At 71.3% G+C, this 20,770-nt stretch carries 13 protein-coding genes and 1 tRNA gene; 6 read left to right on the top strand and 8 right to left on the bottom strand.

Annotated features, from left to right (window positions below; translation table 11 throughout):
- The first annotated feature begins 261 nt into the window (after nucleotides 1–261).
- From ACIQU6_RS12310 to ACIQU6_RS12290, 5 genes are all read left to right on the top strand, one after another.
- A complete protein-coding gene (locus ACIQU6_RS12310; RefSeq protein WP_403481553.1) occupies nucleotides 262–1,206 on the top strand; it encodes a CAP domain-containing protein in 945 nt (314 codons plus the stop codon).
- A gap of 169 nt (nucleotides 1,207–1,375) precedes the next feature.
- A complete protein-coding gene (locus tag ACIQU6_RS12305) occupies nucleotides 1,376–2,752 on the top strand; it encodes a tetratricopeptide repeat protein (protein WP_403481552.1) in 1,377 nt (458 codons plus the stop codon).
- Nucleotides 2,749–3,876: a tetratricopeptide repeat protein gene (locus ACIQU6_RS12300; RefSeq protein ID WP_403481551.1), complete on the top strand. Its 1,128-nt coding sequence runs from the start codon at nucleotides 2,749–2,751 to the stop codon at nucleotides 3,874–3,876. The genes ACIQU6_RS12305 and ACIQU6_RS12300 overlap by 4 nt, the downstream gene beginning before the upstream one ends.
- A gap of 285 nt (nucleotides 3,877–4,161) precedes the next feature.
- A complete protein-coding gene (gene helR, locus ACIQU6_RS12295; protein WP_403481550.1) occupies nucleotides 4,162–6,369 on the top strand; it encodes an RNA polymerase recycling motor ATPase HelR in 2,208 nt (735 codons plus the stop codon).
- Between the two features lie 127 nt (nucleotides 6,370–6,496).
- A complete protein-coding gene (locus tag ACIQU6_RS12290; protein ID WP_403481549.1) occupies nucleotides 6,497–7,708 on the top strand; it encodes an amidohydrolase family protein in 1,212 nt (403 codons plus the stop codon).
- 1 nt (nucleotide 7,709) lies between these two features.
- Here the strand turns inward: ACIQU6_RS12290 and ACIQU6_RS12285 are convergent, their stop codons facing one another.
- The 8 genes from ACIQU6_RS12285 to ACIQU6_RS12250 form a co-directional block, all read right to left on the bottom strand.
- Complete coding sequence (locus ACIQU6_RS12285; protein ID WP_403481548.1) at nucleotides 7,710–9,209, bottom strand: amino acid permease; 1,500 nt, start codon at nucleotides 9,207–9,209, stop codon at nucleotides 7,710–7,712.
- 144 nt (nucleotides 9,210–9,353) lie between these two features.
- A complete protein-coding gene (locus ACIQU6_RS12280) occupies nucleotides 9,354–10,958 on the bottom strand; it encodes an SUKH-4 family immunity protein (RefSeq protein WP_403481547.1) in 1,605 nt (534 codons plus the stop codon).
- Between the two features lie 162 nt (nucleotides 10,959–11,120).
- Nucleotides 11,121–13,259 carry a hypothetical protein gene (locus ACIQU6_RS12275; protein ID WP_403481546.1) on the bottom strand — a complete coding sequence of 713 codons (2,139 nt, stop codon included), beginning with the start codon at nucleotides 13,257–13,259 and terminating at the stop codon, nucleotides 11,121–11,123.
- Complete coding sequence (locus ACIQU6_RS12270) at nucleotides 13,256–14,137, bottom strand: SUKH-4 family immunity protein (RefSeq protein ID WP_403481545.1); 882 nt, start codon at nucleotides 14,135–14,137, stop codon at nucleotides 13,256–13,258. Before ACIQU6_RS12270 ends, ACIQU6_RS12275 begins: the two co-directional genes overlap by 4 nt.
- A gap of 41 nt (nucleotides 14,138–14,178) precedes the next feature.
- On the bottom strand, nucleotides 14,179–15,894 hold the full coding sequence (locus ACIQU6_RS12265) for a nucleic acid/nucleotide deaminase domain-containing protein (RefSeq protein ID WP_403481544.1): 1,716 nt from the start codon (nucleotides 15,892–15,894) through the stop codon (nucleotides 14,179–14,181).
- A gap of 715 nt (nucleotides 15,895–16,609) precedes the next feature.
- Nucleotides 16,610–16,834 (bottom strand): TetR-like C-terminal domain-containing protein, encoded by a 225-nt coding sequence (locus tag ACIQU6_RS12260; protein ID WP_403481543.1) that lies wholly within the window; start codon nucleotides 16,832–16,834, stop codon nucleotides 16,610–16,612.
- Nucleotides 16,835–17,184: 350 nt separating this feature from the next.
- Nucleotides 17,185–17,706: an HD domain-containing protein gene (locus ACIQU6_RS12255; protein ID WP_403481542.1), complete on the bottom strand. Its 522-nt coding sequence runs from the start codon at nucleotides 17,704–17,706 to the stop codon at nucleotides 17,185–17,187.
- An 881-nt stretch (nucleotides 17,707–18,587) separates the two neighbouring features.
- Nucleotides 18,588–18,672: transfer RNA gene (locus ACIQU6_RS12250), tRNA-Leu, on the bottom strand.
- A 362-nt stretch (nucleotides 18,673–19,034) separates the two neighbouring features.
- On the opposite strand from ACIQU6_RS12250, the gene ACIQU6_RS12245 reads away from it, so the two are divergent.
- Nucleotides 19,035–20,765, top strand: coding sequence for a thiamine pyrophosphate-binding protein (locus ACIQU6_RS12245; RefSeq protein WP_403481541.1), 1,731 nt, complete (start codon nucleotides 19,035–19,037; stop codon nucleotides 20,763–20,765).
- Nucleotides 20,766–20,770: the final 5 nt, after the last annotated feature.

The raw sequence follows: 20,770 nt of genomic DNA, 5'->3' as shown, positions 1-20,770 counted from the left end.
AAAGTTCGTCGGCTTGGGTGCCCGTCCCGTGCCGCCCGCAGCGCCGGCGCGGGAAGGAATGAGGGGGAGGGCGGCGGGAGGGAGGGCCGCGGGAGAGGACCCGGAAAAAATCCGGGGAATTTTCGTTGTCGGGGGTCGCGCCCGGGGTCTCCCCCAGTGCGGACCGTTCATCAGGCGTTCCGCACGGACCGGCCGACGCGGACCGCGTGGCCTCGCGTCGGGACCGGGACGGCAGTCGAAGAGGAAGCAGAGGAAACGGACATGGAGCAGCACGATGGCCTCGGCACCGGACCGGAGCGCGAGTCGTCGGGCGCCGGCGCCGGCCACCCCGCCGACGCGGCGACCGCACCCCGGCGCCATGCCGCAACCCGTCCCGCCCGCCGCCGGTCGGAGAGGACCGGCGGCAACCACCGCGCCGGCGCCGGCCGTCCCGCGACGAAGGCGGCAGCGCTGGCGGTGGGGGCCGTCGTCGTCACGGGTGCCGGGCTGACGCTGATATGGCCCGGATCCGGAGCGGGCCAGGCGCTCGCGGCCGACCCGGCCACGCCGGCGCGGCCCATCGCAACCGTCCCCTCCGCCCCGTCGACGCCGAGCAGCACCTGGCACTCTCCGCGCCGCCACAAGCCGTCGTCGCCGACCGCCTCCGCGTCCGCTTCCGCCACCGAGCAGCACGAGGACGGACGCACACCGCCCGAGACGAACGCCGCCACGGAGCGCGCGCACCCGACCCACCAGGCGGCGACGCAACCGCACCGCGGCAGCGTCTCCGGAGCGGGCCGCGCCACGTCCCGGTCCGGTTCCGGGTCCGCGACCGGTACCGCCGCGGAGTTCGCCCGCAAGGTCCTGGAACTGGTCAATGCCCAGCGCGCCCAGGCCGGTTGCGCGCCCCTGACCGTGGACCGGCGCATCCAGGCCGCGGCCCAGGCGCACTCCGACGACATGGCCGCTCGCAACTACTACGCCCACGACACCCCCGAGGGCGTCGACCCGGGTACCCGCATGACCAATGCGGGCTTCCACTGGCAGAGTTGGGCCGAGAACATCTTCAAGAGCCCCAAGGACCCGGCCACGGCGGTGGACGGCTGGATGAACAGCCCCGGGCACCGCGCCAACATCCTCAACTGCTCCTACAAGTCCACCGGCGTGGGCGTCAACCTCAGCTCCAACGGCCCCTGGTGGACACAGGACTTCGCGACCGGTTCCTGAGACTGGCCGTACGCGTCCAGCGGGGTCAGCACGCGAGCCAAGGGACGGCGCCTTCCGGGAGGAGCGGGCGGGCGCCGTCCCGTCGCCGGCCAACCCGTCTCAGGCGGCCCAGGCAATTCAGGCAGGGTGCGCGCCCGTCCTGCGCGACGGCTCCGTAGAGTGAGGGCCCATGGCGGCGGAATCCCCCCTGATACAGAGCATGCGAGCGGCCGTTGCCGCGGCGCCCGATGACATACCCCTGCGGCTGCACCTCGCCGAGCTGCTGCTGACCGCCGGGGACGACAGCGCCGCGGTGCGCGAACTCGCCGCGGCGCTGCACCGCGTGCCCGACGACGCCCAGGCGCGCGGGCTGATGCTCCGGGCCCTGAGCGACACCCCGACGCCCGCTCAACCCGCCGTCGTCGCAGCACCACGGACACCACCACAGACACCAGTACAGACATCTCCGCGGACGCCGCCACCGTCGCAGTCCCAGGCGTCGCCCGGTCACCCCCCGGCCATCGCGTCGGAGACGCCCGAGGCGCCACCCCAGGCACCGCCACAGTCCCCCGCCGGCTTCGACTGGAAGGCCGCCGAGGACCAGGTCGGCGATGCCGTGCCGCCCCGGTTCGTGACCGCGCCGCTCGCCGTCGACGGTGCCGGGGATCCGGGCGACGCCGCCGCCTGGGACGTGGCGCGGCCGGGTACCGTCCGCCTCACGGACGTGGGCGGCATGCAGCAGGTCAAGGAGCGCCTGGAGGCCGCCTTCCTGGCGCCGTTGCGCAATCCGGAGCTGCGCCGCCTGTACGGCAAGAGCCTGCGCGGCGGGCTCCTGCTCTACGGCCCGCCCGGCTGCGGCAAGACCTTCATCGCGCGCGCCGTCGCCGGCGAACTCGGCGCCAACTTCCTTTCGGTGTCGGTCAACGACGTCCTCGACATGTGGATCGGCAACTCCGAACGCAACATGCACGAGCTCTTCCAGACCGCCCGCCGCCAGGCACCGTGCGTGGTCTTCCTGGACGAGTTGGACGCGCTCGGCGGGAAGCGCAGCCGCACCCAGAGCGCCGGCATGCGCAACACCGTCAACCAGTTGCTGACCGAGCTGGACGGCGTCGAGGCGGACGCCAACGAGGGCGTGTTCGTGCTCGCCGCCACCAATGTGCCCTGGGACGTGGACCTCGCGCTGCGCCGGCCCGGCCGGCTGGACCGCACCCTCCTGGTGCTGCCGCCCGACGCGCCGGCCCGGGAGGCAATCCTCCGCTACCACCTGCGCGAACGCCCCATCGAGAACGTCGATCTCGGCAAGCTGGTGAAGGCCACCGACGGGCTGTCCGGCGCCGACCTGGCCCATGTCTGCGAGGCCGCGGCCGAGCACGCGTTGCTGGACTCGGCCCGTACCGGAACCGTGCGCCTGATCGGGATGCCCGACCTGCTGGCCGCGGCCGGGCAGATCGCGCCCTCGACCGAACCGTGGTTCGCTGCCGCCCGCAACGTGGCGATGTACGCCAACGACGGCGGGATGTACGACGACCTGGTGGCCTACCTCAAGAAGAGGCGCAAGCTGTGACCGCACCGCACCCGGCCGTCGAACGGGCCCAGGCCCTCATCGACTTCGAACGCCACGACCAGGCAAGGGAGTTGCTGGCCCGGCATCTCGCCGAGATCCCCGACGACCTGCGTGCCTGGGTCAAGCTCGGCTACTGCGAGCTGCACGCGCAACAGCCGGAAGCGGCCCTGCACGCGTCCGACGAGGCGCTCAAGCGGGCGCCCGTGGACTTCGGGGCCCTCATCCTGCGCGCCCAGGCACTGACCCGCCTGTCGGGCCGGGGATGGCGGGAGGCCGAACCGGTACTGCGCGAAGCGGTCCGCGTCGACCCCGGGCACTGGTACGGCTACGCCATGCTCGCCGACGCGGTGTCCCGCATGTCGCTGGTCCGGTACGCCCAGGCCAACAGCCTCAAGGAACTCCCCGAACGCGGGCTCGACGTCGTCGTGGCGGAGGCGACCGCACTGGCCGCGGAGGCACTGCGGCTGGGACCCGAGGAGGTCTACGCCCACGAGGTCGCCAGTCAGATCGCCGGCTTCGCGCGCGACGCCGAGGCCGTCGACCGGCACGACCGCGCCCTCCTCCGGCTCGACCCGACCCATGCCGAGGCGCTGGCCAGACAGACCCGCAAGGCCGCCCAGGCACCGGGCGTCAAGGCGGCCGAGGCGGCCGACCTCTACGCCACCGGACTGGCCGCCGCACCGGACTCCACCGCACTGCAACGCGGTCTCGACCGGGCCACGTACCGGATGCTGCGCGGCGTACGGTGGTTGGCCCTGCTCTGCGTCGGCCTGGCGGGCGCGATGATGGACCTGTTCGCCGTCGAGGGCCAGGTGCAGCGGGAGTTGCCGCTGCCGCTCGGCCAACGCCTGTGGTATCTGGTGCCGATGACGGCCATCTGGCTGGTCGGCTGCCTGCTGCGCTACCGACAGCGGCGGGCCGGCGTCCGGCTCAACGCCCGGTCACTGATCCGCCGTCATATGTGGTCCCGCATCGTGCTGGGCCAGGCCGCCTGGGCCATGCTCTGCGCCCTGGTGATCGCCCAAGCCCCCTGGACGGAACGGGCGTTGCCGCAGGTGCTGTTCTGGGCGGGGCTGGCGCCCACCTTCGCCACGGTCTGGTTCGACCGCCCGAACGACCGCTGATCGGCGCGCGACTCGTTGGCGCCAGCGGCCGGCCCGGCGACCGGCGAAGACGGGCCGGCCGACGAAGCAGCCGACACAACCACGTCACCACCAGCCGCCACAACAGCCGACGCGACCAACCGTCACCGCAGCCTACGCAACAGTCGACAAAACAAAAGGCAAGGAGCACGTCCGCTCCTTGCCACTTTCAAGATATAGCGCACTGGGGGCCTTGCGGCAAGGCCCCGGTCATGCCGCACAATCACTGGCCGAAGCCAGAAGTTGGCGGAATGGGAGATTTACGAAGTGTGTGCGGTTTTGTCGAGGTATGAGGAATTTTCTGACGCTGGACCGTCGACGGGGCTCGCGTTCGACCTTCCCGACCGCCTCTCCCCCAAGGCCGATCCGGCGTTGATCGCCGCGGACGAGAGGCACTTCGCGGCCGTCGGGGCCAGCCTGCGGCAGGCGATCGACGAGCTGTCCGGCCGCCTCGACGCCGAGCTCAAGGCACCCGGCGGCACCGGCCGCGAGGCGATGGACCGGGACGCCGAGATCCACCGGCTGACCGGTCGCCTGCGCGCCCTGCGCCGCTTCGGCCTGGACCTGTGCCTGGGGCGCGTCGTCCGCGCCGACGACCCCGAGCCGCTCTACGTGGGCCGGCTCGGTCTGACCGACAGTGCGGGGCGCCGGCTGCTGGTCGACTGGCGCTCCCCCGCGGCCGAACCGTTCTTCGCGGCGACCCACGGCAACCCGATGGGCCTGGCCAGTCGCCGCCGGTACCGCTGGACCGGCGGCCGGATCAGCGACTACTGGGACGAGGTGTTCACCGCCGACGGGTTGGAGCGGCACGCCGCCCTCGACGACCAGTCCGCCTTCATCGCCAGCCTGGGCGGCAACCGCTCGGACCGGATGCGGGACGTGCTCGCCACCATCCAGGCCGACCAGGACGCCATCATCCGGGCCGGCTCCCGCGGCGCCCTCGTCGTCGACGGCGGCCCGGGCACCGGCAAGACCGTCGTCGCCCTGCACCGCTCCGCCTACCTCCTCTACTCCGACCCCCGCCTCGGCCACCGTCGCGGCGGCGTGCTCTTCGTCGGACCGCACCAGCCCTACCTGGCGTACGTCGCCGATGTCCTGCCCAGCCTCGGGGAGGAGGGCGTGCAGACCTGCACCGTGCGGGACCTGGTCGCCGAGGGCGCCGGGGCGGCGGCCGAGACCGATCCGGACGTGGCGCGCCTGAAGTCGTCCGCGCCGATGGTCCGGGCGATCGAGGCGGCCGTGAGGTTCTACGAGGAGCCGCCCGCCGAGGGGATGACCGTCTCGACCGACTGGGCCGACCTCTGGTTGAGCGCCGACGACTGGGCCGAGGCGTTCGACGCACCCGGACCGGGCACGCCGCACAACGAGGCGCGCGAGCTGATCTGGGACGAACTGGTCGCGATCCTGCTGGACAAGTGCGACGACGACGTCCCGCCCGAGCAGTTCAGCCGGTCGCTGCGGTACGACGAGGAACTGGTCGGCGCCCTCGGCCGTGCCTGGCCGCTGCTCGAAGCGACCGACCTGGTCGGCGACCTGTGGTCGGTACCCGCGTACCTGCGACGGTGCGCGCCCTGGCTCGACCGCGACGAGATCCGGAGCCTGCAACGCGCCAGGCCCCAGGCATGGACCGTGTCCGACCTGCCGTTGCTGGACGCGGCGCGGCAGCGGCTCGGCGATCCGGAGGCGACCCGGCGCAAGCGTCGGCACGAGGCCATCCTCGCCGCCCAACGCGAGCAGATGGACCAGGTCGTCGACAACCTGATCCAGGCCGCGCGCGACTCCGGCGCCGACGGTGACGACGGCGAGGGCCTGGTGACCATGTTGCGCGGCCAGGACGCCCAGGTCAGTCTCGTCAACGAGGCCGAACTCCCCACGGTGGAACCGGACCTGCTCGCCGGCCCGTTCGCGCACATCGTGGTGGACGAGGCGCAGGAACTGACCGACGCCGAGTGGCAGATGCTGCTGCTCCGCTGCCCGTCCCGCAGCTTCACCATCGTCGGGGACCGCGCCCAGGCCAGGCACGGCTTCACCGAGTCGTGGCAGGAACGGCTCGAACGCGTCGGACTGGACCGCGTCAACGTGGCCTCGCTGAGCGTCAATTACCGCACCCCCGAGGAGGTCATGGCGGAGGCCGAGCCGGTGATCCGGGCCGCGCTCCCGGACGCCAACGTCCCCACCTCCATCCGCAGCAGCGGCATCCCGGTCACCCACGGCCCCGTCTCGGACCTGGACGCGATCCTCGATGCCTGGCTCGCCCGACACACCGACGGCATCGCCTGCGTCATCGGCGCCCCCACGTTCCGGGCAACGCCCCGCGTCCGGTCGCTCTCCCCCGAACTCGTCAAGGGCCTCGAATTCGACCTGGTCGTCCTCGTCGACCCGGACACCTTCGGCAACGGCATCGAGGGCGCGGTCGACCGCTATGTCGCGATGACCCGCGCGACCCGGCAACTCACCATCCTCACCAGCGGCTGACGGCGGCGGGGCGGCCTGCCCGCACCGCGCCGCCCGTCACCGCCCCCCCGACACCCTGGTAGCCACCGCGAACTTTGGTATACCGTACCGGCCAATCCGTCCTCGTCCGGCCCGAAAGGTGACAGCCATGTTGATCCGTGACGTCCGGCCCTGGGGTGGCGAGCGCAGCGATGTCGAACTGGCCGGCGCCCGCATCGCGGTGGTGCGGCCGCACGACCCGGCCGCGCGGCCGGCCGGCGAGGTGGTCGAGGGGCGCGGCCGGCTGCTGCTGCCGTCGTTCAGCGATGTGCACGTCCACCTGGACTCGACCCGGATCGGCCTGCCGTTCCGGCCGCACACCGGCGGCCCGGGCGTCATGGCGATGATGCTCAACGACCGGCAGAACTGGCGCACCGCGGAGGTTCCCCTCCAGGAGCGGGTGGCCGGCACGTTGGAGCGGATGATCGCCCGCGGTACCACCCGGGTGCGGTCGTACGCCCAGGTGGATGTGGACTGCCGGTTGGAGCGGTTCGACGCCGTGGTGGCGGCGAAGGAGAGGTTCGCCGGGCGGGCCGACGTCCAGATCATGACGTTCCCGCAGGCGGGCATCCTCCGCGAGAAGGGCACCGTCGACTACCTGGAGGCGTCGTTGAAGGCGGGCGCCGAGGTGATCGGCGGTATCGACCCCTGTTCGCTCGACCGGGACCCCAAGGGGCACTTGGACGTGGTGTTCGGACTGGCCGAGAAGTACCAGGTCGAGGTGGACATCCATCTGCACGAGCCGGGGCACCTCGGGGTGTTCTCCACCGATCTGGTCTTGGAGCGCACCCGGGCGCTGGGCATGCAGGGCAAGGTCACGATGTCGCACGCCTACGCGTTGGGGTCGGTGTCGGAGGCGGTGAGCCGTCGACTCATCGACGAATTCGCGGAGTTGGACGTCGCGATGGCCACCGTTGCGCCGCCGGACCGCGGGCAGTTGTCGCTGGTGGCGCTGACGGAGGCGGGCGTCCGGGTGGGCCTGGGCGAGGACGGCCAGCGGGACTACTGGAGCCCGTACGGCAACTGCGACATGCTCGACCGCACCTGGCAACTGGCCTTCACCAACGGCTTCCGGGACGACGCGCTGATCGAGATGTCGTTGGCGGTCGCGACCGTCGGCGGGGCCTCGATCATGGGCCATGGCGTCGCCCGCCTGGCCGGCGTCGCCGACCGCCCCGGGCTGGCCGTCGGCGACCGCGCCGACCTGCTGCTGGTCGACGGCGAGACGCCCACCAGCGCGGTGATGGACCGCGGCACCGACCGCACCGTCCTGCACGACGGCGTCGTCGTGGCCGACCAACTGGCCGTACTGGGCGACTGATTCAGCCCTCGACACCCGTTCGCCCGGCCACAGACACCTTGCGCACCCGCCGCACCACCCGCCGGACCCCGTAAGCCAGCAGCACCACGCCCAGACTCCCCAGACTCATGAGGAGTTGCGGCCGGGTGTCGGCGAACAGTGCCATGGAGAACAGGATCGCCAGGAGTGCGGCGATGGTCAGCCAGGTCAGGTAGGGGTGGGCCCACATGCGGAAGGTCAGCCGGTGGGGTTCGGTGCGCCGGGCGCGGGTGCCCAGGCGCAGTTGGGAGACGGCGATCGTGACGTAGAGGAAGATGAGCACGGCGCCGGTGGAGTCCAGCAGGAAGCCGAACGTCCGCTCCGGCTGGAGGACTTGGGCGCCGATGGAGAGATAGCCCATCACGGTGCCGAGGAGGAGGGCGCGGGTCGGGGCACCGCGGCGGTTGGTGTGCGCCAGGGCCCGCGGCGCCTCACCATGGCGGCACAGCGTGGTGAGCATGCGGGACGAGGCGAAGAGGGTGGAGTTGAGCACCGAGAGCAGGGCGGCCAGGATGACGGCGGTCATCACGGTGCCGGCGAACGGGACGCCCATCCGCGCCATGGCGGTGGCGTAGGGGCTTTCGGCCCCCGCCACGGTGTCCCACGGCACGATCGCCACCACCAGGAAGATCGAGCCCAGGAAGAACACGAGCACGCGCCAGAGGACCTGACGGGTGGCCCGGGCGACGGCGGCTCCGGGGTCCGGGCTCTCGGCCGCGGCGATGGTGACGATCTCGGTGCCGCCGAACGCGAAGACCACGACCACCGTCGCGGCGAGCACGGCGCCGGGGCCGTTGGGGAGGAAGCCCCCGTGGTCCACGAAGTGACTGAGGTGCGGGCTCCCGTCGCCCGGCCAGAAGCCACAGACATAGGCGGTGCCGAGCGCGAGGAATCCCACGATCGCGCCGATCTTGACGATCGCCAACCAGAACTCGACGCTGCCGAACGAGCCGGTGGAGCACAGGTTCACCACGGCCATGGCGGTCAACAGCACCACACTCACCGCCCAGACAGGCACCGCAGGCAGCCAGCCGTGCACGATCCGGCCGCCCGCGATGGCCTCGATCGCGACGATCGCCACGAACGCGTACCAGTACAGCCAGCCGATGGTGAACCCGGCCCAGTCACCGAGCGCCAGGCGCGCGTAGTCGGCGAACGAGCCCGCCATCGGCCGGGCGACGACCATCTCGCCCAGCATCCGCATGACGAGGATCACCAACAGGCCGGCGAGGGCGTAGGAGAGGACGGCGGCGGGCCCGGCACCGCGAATGGTCTGGGCGCACCCGAGGAAGAGGCCGGTGCCCACCGCCCCGCCCAACGCCATCAAGGTGAGATGCCGTTGCTTCAGCGCGCGCCCGGCGGGCGCGGACTCCCCGGGACGGTGGCCTTCCGTGCCGTGTGTGCCGTCCGGGCCGCCCGGGCCGTCCGGCGCCGGTCTGTGGCCCGGTGCGTCCGCCGGCCGTCCGGATGTGGCCACGGTCATGCTGTCTCCCCCTCGTTGGTTACTCAACGAGAAGTATGTACGGGTTCGGGGTGGGCCGCCTCGACGGGCCTGGTCACCCCGCAGACACGAAGCCGACCGGCCGGCCGTTCAGGACTTCGCAGCCCCTGCTTCGGAACTCCCGCTTCACGTCCCCGACTCAAGATCGCTCAGCGCATCGGCCCAATGCTCTGCGCTGTCGGGTGCGAACGCGGCCTCGTCCACGGTACGGAGCCGCCGCTCCAGGCGCTCGACCCGCGCTTCCTGGGCCTCGACGTCGTACTCCGGCTCCTGCTGCAGGGCGACCAGCGCGAACTCGCGGGCGAAGGTGACGAAGGCGGCGAGGCTGCTGTTGAGCAGCGTGGCCTCCTCGTAGTCGGTCTCCGCGCCGACGATCTCCACCGCCCCGGCGGGGCTGAGCACCAGATCGTCGTCGTGCCACGTCCCCAACCAGTGGTAGGCGTCCATGCCTTCGGGGACGTAGAGGGCGTCGGGGTCGTCGGGGTCTTCCGGGCCGACGCCGACCTCGTCCAACGGGGCCGGGCCGTCCGTCGCCAGGTCCCGGTCCAGGGAGAGGCCGGGAACGGGACAACGGGGCAGCCCGATGCCGCACAGCACCTCGCGTGCCTGCGCGGCGAGGTCGGCGCTCGCCGCGCCGTCGTCGAGAACGAGGACCTGGTCAGCGCCCCAGAGGTCGACGAGGTCGGAGTGCGACGGCAGCCCCGCGGCGTCGCGCTCGGCACCCCCGCCACAGTCACGCGTCGATTCGGGCGCGGGGATGCCGGTCAGGTCGAGTTCGGTGCGTTCGCCCGAACCGGCCGCCAGTCGCCCGGCGTCGAGACGGAGGGCGAGCGGACCAGCCGAAGTCCCCAGCAGGAGCAGCCCGTCGGGGGCGAGATGGACGGTGCGCGTCCACGCGCTCAGCCGGAGGTCGAGCAGTGCCTGACCCGTGTCTGCGTCTCCACCTAGTAGATAGACGCCGTCGCCGTAGGCGCAGGCCACCAGGGGCAGTCGGGTGTCCTCCGCCTCCAGGACGGTGGCGCTGAGGTGCAACGGTCGGCCGGGGAGCGGCCGCGCCTGGCCGAGCGGTTCGCCGGTGCGCGGGTCCCAGGCACGTAGCCGCGCCTCGGTGTCCGTCGTGAGCAGCGCGTCTCGCCCGCCGACCGCCGACCGCGCCCAGATCATGTGCGTGACGCGGGTCTCCGAGGCGGTCCAACGCGCCATCAGCCGGCCGGTTTCCGCCTCGTGGACGGACACCTGTCCGTCCTCGCTCACCGCGATGCACGTCGTCGTGCCCACGGGACTCGTCGTACCCACCGGATGCGTCGCGTCCACGAGGTTCGTCGTGTCCGTGAGACCCGTCGTGCGCGGGAGGAGGCCCGCGCACAGGCAGTCCGGGCTCCGCAGTTCCGGCAACGGCAGCTCGACCAGGCACCTGTGGGCCGCGACGTCCCAGACCCTGATGCCTTCGTAAGGGTGGGCGGTCACGATCCGGGGTTCGGGCGACCCCGTCACGGTCGTGAGGAGGCCGACGCCGGACGAGCTCTCCCCCGCGTAGGCGTGACGGGTGCCGTCGAGGGGCTCGACGATGTCGCGCGTGCCCACGCCGATCGGCGAAGCGGGCCCGGCGACCAGCGCGAACGTGTCCTCGTCGGCGTCACAGAGCATGGCGGGTGCCAGCCGCTCCCCGGTGGCGGCGTCCAGGAGCGTCAACCGGTGCGGTGTGGTGAAGCCGACGCTCGCGAAGGCCATGCCCCCCTTCCACGCGGCGGTCTGTGCGGCCATCACGGGCCCCGGCCAGCCGGTCCACGCCCGCGGAGCGGCGTCTTCGGCAGGCCGCAGGCGGGCCCAGAGGGGGGTGAACGGCGGGGTCATGCTCTCTCCAAGCCGACTGACTGTCGTGGTCTGCGCAGCCTAGTGGTCGGACGTGTGATCGGACGGTGCGGCCCCCGCGCCCGTGCGCAGTCGGTCGGGCGCGAACGCCAGACGGATGCGGGAACCGCCGAAGCCGACGTCGAGTTGGCCCGGGCCGGCGGGCGCGAGTGCCGTGATGTCGGAGCCGAACCGGAGTTCCGCCACGGTCGATCCGTCGTGCAGCCGCGCCAACCACAGCCGGTCGCCCGCCGCGCAGGCGCTCAACGGGTCCGGCGTCGCGGCGACGAGGCACACGTGCTCCGCCACCTCGTCGGCACGGACGGTGGGACGCAGGAACCGGCCGTCGGCCTGGCTCCGGACCTGCAACAGGCCCTCCCGGTCCGCCAACAGGACCACGGGGACGCCGTCGAGGACGGTGGACTGGCTGGCGGTGAGCGGCGTCCCGTGCAGCGTCCACCGGAGCGGCGCCGCGCCGTCTGTCCGGCCGGCCTCCAACGTGCCTGTCTCGGTGAGGACGACGGGCTGCGGGGAGGCGACGGGTTCCTTCGCCCCGGTCGCCTCAGTTGCCCCGGCCTCCCCGGCCTCACCGGCGCTCTCCGCGGGCTGCGCCTCCCGCTGTTGCGAAACGAGCCGGAGTGCGCGGAACGGCAACCGGTCGTGGCCGGACTCGACAGCCGCCGCCAGGCGGCTCAACCCGTGCTGGAACGCGGCTACTTGGAGCCGGGCCGCCTGGTGGGACGACGGCGGATGCAGCAGGTCCAACACCGGGCGCAGGGCGACGGCGGCGTCGTCCGCGGTGGCGTCGACCGCGGTGCGGAGCTCGTCGAGATCCGCGTGCAACACCACGTCGGGGTAGTCGAGCAGGGGCCCGAGCGCTCCGGGAACGGCAGCGGACTGCCGGATCAGCGTCGACAGCAGCGCGGGAGGGGTCTCCGACCAGAGGGGGTGCGAGGCCCCTTCGGTCTCCGGAGCGACGGGCACCCACCCCGCGAGGGAGTGGACGATGGCCGTGCGGCCCTGCCGTTCCGCCTCCGGGTCGCGCAGGCCGAGGAGCGCGGCGCCGACGGCGGGATGCCGCAGCCGATACCGGCTCTCCTCGTCCCCGCCCTCGGCCGTCGCGAACCCGCCCTGGTCGAGCAGCACTTGGGACTGACCGAGGGCCGCGTCGAAGTCCCGCGAGCCGACCTGGCGCCCCGCCACCGCGGCCGTCGTCAGGCGCCACAGTCGACGGTCGAGCCCGTTGGGCCCGGCGAGCGCCAGCGCGTAGAGGGCGTCCGCCACGAGCGGGACCTCGGCGGAGAGCGCGTGCAGGTGCCGCGCGACGGTGGCGTGAACGCTGTCCGGGAGTTCACCCACGGACGGGGGCTGGTCCTTGGCCTGCCCCTGGATCTGCTCCACCGGCGCCACGAACACCCGGTCCAGGACGAGGAGTTGGGCGAACAGGAAGTTGGGGAACGCGGCCCGGGAGATCGGGTCGGCGAGCAGCGGCGGTTGGCCCTCCCGCTCATCGTCGTCCTCCCCGCTCGCGGCGAAGTCGCACAGCGTCGCCACATAGCGGTCGAAGGCGGCCCGGTCGGTCCAGCGCGGCTCGTCCAAGTCCACGACCGTGCAGTCCTCGAAGAGGCGGGCCCACTCCGACGCCCCCTCGGTGACCAGCCGCACGTTGGGCAGCTTCGCCATCGGCGCCAGCAACGTCTCGATGACGCGCACCGCGTGCCGGTCGTCCGGCACCGGACCGGCCTCGTCCAGCTCGCCGACGATCACGCAGACCGGACGCGCGTCGGCGCCGAGCACCGACAGCAACTCCCCGGCCGTGGCCGTCTCGTAGCCGAGTTGCTGCCCGAGGGCCGTCGCCAGGTCGTCGGCGCCCCGGCCGCGCGCGCCGAGCGCCGCGTGGAAGACCGAACCCGCCGGGCTGCCACCCGCCCCGTCGTCGGCGTCGTCCCGCTCCGCCTGGCTGAGGAGGAAGAGCCAGGTGAGCACGGTGCTGCGGCCGCTGCCCGGCGCCCCCGTCACATAGAAGGTGCCCCCGCCGTCCGACGACACCGCGAGGAACTCCTGGAAGGCATCCGCAACGGCCTGCCGCCCACACGGGAAGTCCGGACCGGCGCTGCGCTCGCCCGTCGACGCCGGGCGCCCGGGGCCGGACTCCTCCGACGAGAAATCGGTACCGCTCACTCCCCTGACCCCTCCGACTCCCCTGACTCCTCCGACTCCTCGATGAAGGCGGCGAGTTCGCGGATGCCCGCGGCGCGGCCGTCGGCGTCGGGGCCGTAGTCGAAGCTGTAGCTGACCTCGGCCTCGGGGAAGGTGGCGGCCAGCCACTCGGCGCAGTAGCAGCCGGGCAGTTCGCAGGGTTCGAGATCCGCGTGGATCCGGGTGACGCGGTCCGCTTCGATGCCCCGCTCCAGCAGTTCCGTGCCCAGGCGGCGCGAGACGTGCCCCTGCCCGGGAAGGGAGTAGCCGGAGACCGTGCGCGTCGCGCCGGCGTCGGTGCGGAACTCGAAGATTCCCGAGGCGTCGACCGACGCGGTGAGGCGGAGGTCGTCGGTCACCAGCGGCCACCAGTTGTCCTCGTCGGACATCGCCTCGGGGTCGAGGGCGGCGAGGCGGTCCCGGAAGGCCGTGATCGCGGCCACCGCGCCCGGACCGATGGGGTCGGACGACAGCCGCCCGAGCAGCCCGCCGAGTTCGGCCAGGGCGGTCAGCCATGCCTGGGCGGAGCTGTTGACCAGGCGCGTCGGGAACAGGGCCCCGCCGGAGGCCGAGAAGACGGCACCGGACGGCGCGCAGCAGATGTGCGACCCGCTGTCGTCACCGAGCCGCCAGAACGCGGTGGCGTCGCCGACGGGCCGGGGAAGCTGGACCTCCTGCGTGTACCGCGTGAGCAGGTCCGGCTCGTCGGCGGCCCGGAAGTAGGGGCCGACCTCCTCCGGGACCCCCACCGTCGCCAGCAGCTCGCCGACGGGTCCCGGCAGCCCGAGCTCCGCCAGGAGCCTCGGGTGCCAACGACGCACCGGCGCCCCGGTCCGCCCCCACGCATCTTGCATGCCCATTAAGCCGTTCCTCCGCTACCGCATTTCAAGTTCGCCGCACGTCAACTTCGCCGCTTGATGGGCGGTTCCCCGAAGACCCACCGTAGGTGGTCCTGCATGTCTCGATTCCCCTGTTTCCTCGAAGGCTTCGTGTTGTCGTATTCGAAAGCGTAGCTGCGCTCGGCATCCGGGAAGTAATGCCGGGTCCAGTCGTTGCAGTTGGGGGCCTTCTGGTTGCAGTAATCGCGTTCCGAATACATGCGGGTGACTTTGATCTTGCGGTCGGGCCCGGGGTCACGCCCCTCCGCGATGGCGTGCTTCCGCTCCTCGTCGAGCCGCTGCTGCCGCTCCAGCAAGGGGACGCCGATGACGCGCTCCGAGTGCATCCCGTCCTTGCTGCGGTCGACCTCCACCCGCTTGTTGCCGTGCTCGTCCTCGAACTCGAATGCCGCGTAGTTCTTCCCGCTCTTGTCGCCCTCCTTCTTCCGCCGCTCATTGACCTTGACCGCCAGGTCGTGCGTGCGCGGATCGACTTTCGTGGCGTCCTGTTTGGGATTGCGCTTGGCAGTGGCCGGCAGTGGGAACTTGCTGGGCTTCTTCCGCCGCTTCGGCTTCTTCTCCTCGGTGTCGGAACCCTCGGACGAAGGACCGCCCTTGCGCTTGAGGGAGCCGCTGCCCTTCTCCCCGTCCAGATTGAGTCCCTTGAAGCGGCCGGACAGCCCCTTGTCGTTGTCCTGATGGTTCTTGTCCATCTGCTTGACGCCGCCGGACATGTCTTCGCTGAGGTGTTTGGCGACCTTTTTGGTGCCGTCCTCGATCCCGCTGATGACCTTGTCGAGCATGGGGTTGGCGGTGTTGGCGATGATGTCCTTGCCGCGGGTACGCCCCTGGTGGCTCTTGGCGCGACGGATCTTGCCGCCGGCGTTGTCGCGGAAGGAACCGCCGGCGCTCTCCAGGCTCGTGGCGACCCGGCTGTGCGCCTCCGGATCGTGCGTGAACCCGCCGCTGCCGCCGGAGGACCCGCCGTGCCCAGAGGATCCACCGCTCCTCGACGAACCGCCGTGTCCGGAAGACCCGCCACGGCTCCCCCCGCCGTGGCCGCCGCCGGTGCTGAGCAGTTCCATCTGCCCACTGGCGGCGGACTTCGCCGCGTCCTTGCCCGCCTCGGCGGTGCGCCCCAGGTCGACGCCCTTCTGACCGCCGAGGGCGTTGGCGCCGAGCTGCACCACCAGGTCCCCGACCATCGCCCCGAGCGCCTCCTCCACCGGCGTGAGGGCCATGCTGACGACCTGCTGGGCGATCTGCTCGCAGACCTCCTTGATCAACCGCTTGACGATCGCCCGGGTCGCCTGGGTCGCCGCGATCGCACCGGCCTCGGAGAGCCCGAACGTGAACGGGGCCGCGGCCTGTGCCGCGATCACCTCCGCCGCGAGGATGCCCAACTGGACCAGGGCCGCGATCTTGGCCCCCTCGATGAGGGTGGCCACACCGTCCATGGCGGTGCCCGCCAAACGCCCGCACTCCGCAAGGCCCTTGAGGTGTTTGTCGTTGATCTTCCCCCAGTGGGAGTTCAACGCCTCCACGGCGATCGACCCGCCCGCCGAGCCCACCAACCCCTGGATCGCGGTGTGCGCCTGGTTGGCGCCGTCCTCGATGTCATCGGCGAACTCCCGCATGGCGTTCGCCATCTCGCGGTAGTCGTCCTCGTCAACGTTGGGCCACGACACACCGATGAGGTCGAGCACCTCGTCCGCCCAGCCCGGCAGTACCACACCCACGCGAAAGACGCCCCCCGCTCAGCAACCTGTCAACCCATCAGACACTCTCAGCCGGGCAAACGGTTCCTCAAGTCCCGAACTATTTTCCCGCCCGCGCGCTTCGCCCACACCACCCGGCCGGCCGCCAGCCCTCAACTCCCCCTCACCGACGGATACTCGGCAACGGGCCGAGGGCAGCACGGCCGGCCGAGAGAGGGTGCCCCACATCCAACTCCCCCTCACATACCGCCCGTTGCCCATAACGGGAGGAAAGCGGACCGAACTTCACGTCGCCAGGCTCCAACTGACAGTCACCCGCACCCAGTCGTGGGCATGACCCACGTCCTCGGGATCGCCCTCGCGCCTCGAACTGGCTTGATCATGCGCTCCGCCACCGCCAACGCCTGCCCGACGGACGGCGCCCGCCCCCTTCGCACCCGAGGCGGCGAAGGCGTCGACGAGGCGGCAGGCGGCCGGGGCGGAGGCGATCAAGCCGAACGCGGCCGGCTCGGCTCTCGGCAGGGCGGCGTCCGCGCGGCAGCCCCCGCCGAGTAAGGCCGCAAGCACGGGGGCGGGAGGACCCTGCCGGGTTCGTGGACGGCGCGCGGCGGCCTGCGGCACGCGAGGAAGGAGCCGGTGCCGTACGCCGGATCGCTCCATCCAGCGCCCCGGCGAAGGAAGTTGGCACGAACCCGGAATCCGAGCCGGGCTCAGCCACCCGGCACTGCCGTCAACGCTAGGGCCTCGGAGCCGGAGGCTGCAGACCGAGCATGTCCAGGGCGGAGTTCATCTCGGCCTGGAACAGCACCTGCGGATTGGCCTCCGGACCGAACTGGCCGAAAACCTCCAGCGCCACCGGCCCGTACATCCGCCCCCACACCCGCAGGGAGGCCAGCAGCGCCTGGGGAAGGGAGGTAGGGGAAGACCTCCTCGAATCCAAGGTGAAGTCGCTGTCCCACACGGGCCCCAAGGTCGAAACCCTCTACGGCAAGGACGGCAGCCTCCTCCAGCACGCCGACGACGCTCCCAAGAGCACGTCGTCCCAATCCGCCGTGGGCGCAAACAAGCCGCGCGTTGAGGCCCCGGTCCGCCAGAAGGAGCCGGTCCTCGCCAGCGTCGGCGGACGGGGCGACGATGCCAGGCACGTCGGCTCGGACATAACTAACCCGACCCACGCCAGCGATATCGCGGGCACCGTTCCTACCGGCGGCAAAGCCGATCACACGCCGGGCGGCGAAGGCGGCACCTCCCACACCCCGATAACCGGCGGGCTGGACAACTCCAAGGAGAGCGTGCCGCCCGAGGGCTGGCTCAGGCTTGGGAGTTGGCGTGGTCGAGATGTGAGGCACAGCTGTCGAGCCCCAATAGAGCCCGAACACGGGCGTACTTGGCGATGAGCCGCTCCTGGGTCGGTGCGTCCAGGATGGCCAGCCGTACCGGATCGGCATTGTGCGCGAGATCAGATTCCTTGATCAGAAGTGCACCGGGTGTGGCCAGGATCCGCGCGGTGTACTCCTCGACCGGCTCGCCGGCGCGCTTGGTGACGGCCAGCACCATCGCCTTGGTTGCCTCGCTGAGCGGCGCCTCCATCAGCCACGCCTCGCTCAGCGCGTCGTCCTCCACGGCATCGTGCAGCCAGGCCGCCGCAACCTGCTCCTCGCTGCCGCCGCGCTCCCGTACGCCGGCCGCAACCGCGGCCAGATGCTCGGCGTACGGGCGGCCGGCCTTGTCGGTTTGCCCCGCGTGCACGCGCCGGGCCAGCGCCTCCACCTCGGCAAGCGACAGCAGCCGGCACACCACCTCGGGTGCGGACGGAGTCTCAGAGGAAGCCATACGGCCATTGTCACGCAGCAACTCCCGCTCAGGTGTACGCCCCGGAAGCGAGCATCAGCTTGTCCGCATCGGTCAACGTCCACGAATTGCGACGGCCAGTGCGGCCTTGAGCCAGGGGGCCGGCGGTGCGGCACTGCCTGATGGCCAAGAGTGGGCAACTGCCGTTGACATCAAAGGGTCAGGCGATACCCCGTGTTGCGAGGGCCTTGGAGGTGGCACCTGAGGGCTTCTCGATGGTCCGGCTGATGCAGGTGACGATGAACGCCTCACCGGTGTGGGACTGGTGGCTGATCGCCATCCACCGGAGGGCTCCTGGCGCGAGCCGCTCGCCCTTGCGCGATGAGGGTGGGGTCGGCATCGGCTGCGGCGCGGCCTCGCGGTCGCCCTTGATATCCACTCCCTCCGGATTCGTCGTCGCTGTGCTGCTGGTCGTGTGACGCTTCGTGTCTTGCGGTGGGCCGATGAGAGGGATGGCGCTGATTCCCGGTTCAAGGCTGGGGTGTTGGGATCTGTGACTTGGCAAGGGAGCGGCGTCAGCTCATCCGCCGCGCCATCCTGGAAGTTCTCAGGTTCAGCGGCTGCGGTCGATGTCATACCGCCCGAACCAGGGGAAGTGATGCCGTCGGAGGGGTTTCGTCAGACGAGTTGGGGGGCCTTCCGCGTTGCCGTCGAACGGCTCGTCGGGAGAGGAGAAGCTCCGCGAAGATCAGAATCCAGCTCGTGACCAAGAAGTTCGACACCATGACCGACCACACACAACCCGCGCCCCCGGACGCAAGGCCCCACTCCATGCCGCCGGCTTCGGGCTCGGGCTGGCGCATCACGCACAACAGCGGGTCGTGATCACTGGATCACAACCCGCCGACGTGTACTTATTTGAGTGTCCGAGGGGGGACTTGAACCCCCACGCCCGATAAAGGGCACTAGCACCTCAAGCTAGCGCGTCTGCCATTCCGCCACCCGGACTTAGGTGGTCTTCGCGGGGCGTTCCCCGCGGCGACATGGATAACAATACCAAGGTTTCGGAGTGCCTTTCACCTGCGTATCCCCGTCGGGCATAAGGCGCGTTTATGAGCGACGGCGTTCGACGTCAGCCGGCCAGATGGCTTGATCGTGGCGTTGCCCCCTGGACAACCAGGGGGTGGTGAGGGATAACGGGTCCATACAGTATTTGTCGACTGGCGATTGTATACAGTCTTCAGTCGACGGGAAGGGTGGCCCCTGTGGCGGCGTCGAGGCGCTTCGGTCGGCGGCTCTCGGGGGCTCAGTGACTCGGTTCGGCGGCTGTGGATGCGCGCGGCAACCGCGCCCGGAAGGAAGCGACGCAGATGGCTCAGGACAGGCAGATCACTCGGGGCAAGGACCAGCAGGGCGGCGAGCGGGGAGGCAGCCGTACCGGGATTTCCGGGGGGCACCTGGTGGCCAAGGCGCTCAAGGCGGAGGGGGTGGAGGTGATCTACACGCTCTGCGGGGGGCACATCATCGACATCTACGACGGGTGTGTCGACGAGGGCATCGAGGTGGTGGACGTCCGGCACGAGCAGGTGGCGGCGCATGCGGCGGACGGGTACGCGCGGCTCACCGGGCGGCCGGGGTGTGCGGTGGTCACCGCGGGGCCCGGGACCACGGATGCGGTGACCGGGGTCGCCAACGCCTTTCGGGCCGAGTCGCCGATGTTGCTGATCGGCGGCCAAGGGGCGCGTACGCAGCACAAGATGGGGTCGCTGCAGGACCTGCCGCACGTCGAGATGATGACGCCGATCACCAAGTTCGCGGCCACCGTGCCGGACACCGCGCGGGCCGCGGACATGGTCTCGATGGCGTTCCGGGAGTGCTTCCACGGTGCGCCCGGGCCGTCGTTCCTGGAGATCCCGCGCGATGTACTGGACGCCGAGGTGCCGGCCGAGGCGGCGCGGGTGCCGCGGGCCGGGCACTACCGGGCCTCGACCCGTTCGCTCGGCGACCCCGAGGACGTGCAGCGGCTGGCCGATCTCCTGGTGCACGCGGAGAAGCCGGCGATCCTGCTGGGCAGCCAGGTGTGGACGACGCGCGGGACCGACGCCGCGGTGGAGCTCGTCCGGGCGCTGGACGTCCCGGCGTACATGAACGGGGCCGGGCGGGGGACGCTGCCGCCCGGCGATCCGCACCACTTCCAACTGTCGCGGCGGTACGCGTTCGCCAACGCGGACGTCATCGTGATCGTCGGGACGCCGTTCGACTTCCGGATGGGCTACGGCAAGCGGTTGTCGCCGGACGCCACGGTGGTGCAGATCGATCTGGACTACCGGACGGTGGGGCGGAACCGGGACGTCGATCTGGGGATCGTGGGGGACGCGGGCCTGGTGCTGAAGGCGGTCACCGAGGCGGCGTCCGGACGGATCAACGGGGGTGCCGCCAAGCGCAAGGAGTGGTTGGACGAGCTGCGCGCCGCCGAACAGGCAGCCCTGGCGAAGCGGTTGCCGCAGTTGCGGTCGGATGCCTGTCCCATCCACCCCTACCGGTTGGTGAGCGAGATCAATGAGTTCCTGACGGAGGATTCGATCTACGTCGGGGACGGCGGGGACGTCGTCACCTTCTCCGGACAGGTCGTGCAGCCCAAGTCGCCTGGGCACTGGATGGATCCGGGGCCGCTCGGGACGCTCGGCGTCGGTATCCCCTTCGTCCTGGCCGCCAAGCAGGCCCGGCCGGAGAAGGAGGTGGTCGCGCTCTTCGGGGACGGCGCGTTCAGCCTGACGGGCTGGGACTTCGAGACGCTGGTCCGCTACGACCTGCCGTTCGTCGGCGTCATCGGCAACAACTCGTCGATGAACCAGATCCGTTACGGGCAGCGGGCGAAGTACGGCGCGGAGCGGGAGCGGGTCGGCAACACGCTCGGGGACGTCCGCTACGACGAGTTCGCGCGGATGCTGGGCGGCTACGGCGAGGAGGTCCGGGACCCGGAGGACATCGCGCCGGCGCTGCGGCGGGCCCGGGAGTCGGGCAAGCCCTCGCTGATCAACGTGTGGATCGATCCGGACGCGTACGCCCCAGGAACGATGAACCAGACGATGTACAAGTAGGAGGG

The sequence above is a fragment of the Streptomyces sp. NPDC090442 genome, from assembly GCF_044769405.1.
Lineage (GTDB): Bacteria > Actinomycetota > Actinomycetes > Streptomycetales > Streptomycetaceae > Streptomyces.
Note: the sequence above shows the minus strand (reverse complement) of the source record. Positions and strands in the feature narration are given on the sequence as shown.

Excerpts from the sequence above, each read along its gene's own strand:
- ACIQU6_RS12255 (WP_403481542.1), bottom strand. The coding sequence starts at position 17,706 with ATGGCTTCCTCTGAGACTCCGTCCGCACCCGAGGTGGTGTGCCGGCTG.
- ACIQU6_RS12305 (WP_403481552.1), top strand. The coding sequence starts at position 1,376 with ATGGCGGCGGAATCCCCCCTGATACAGAGCATGCGAGCGGCCGTTGCC.
- ACIQU6_RS12280 (WP_403481547.1), bottom strand. The coding sequence starts at position 10,958 with ATGGCCTTCGCGAGCGTCGGCTTCACCACACCGCACCGGTTGACGCTC.
- ACIQU6_RS12290 (WP_403481549.1), top strand. The coding sequence starts at position 6,497 with ATGTTGATCCGTGACGTCCGGCCCTGGGGTGGCGAGCGCAGCGATGTC.
- ACIQU6_RS12310 (WP_403481553.1), top strand. The coding sequence starts at position 262 with ATGGAGCAGCACGATGGCCTCGGCACCGGACCGGAGCGCGAGTCGTCG.
- ACIQU6_RS12285 (WP_403481548.1), bottom strand. The coding sequence starts at position 9,209 with ATGACCGTGGCCACATCCGGACGGCCGGCGGACGCACCGGGCCACAGA.
- ACIQU6_RS12270 (WP_403481545.1), bottom strand. The coding sequence starts at position 14,137 with ATGGGCATGCAAGATGCGTGGGGGCGGACCGGGGCGCCGGTGCGTCGT.
- ACIQU6_RS12245 (WP_403481541.1), top strand. The coding sequence starts at position 19,035 with ATGGCTCAGGACAGGCAGATCACTCGGGGCAAGGACCAGCAGGGCGGC.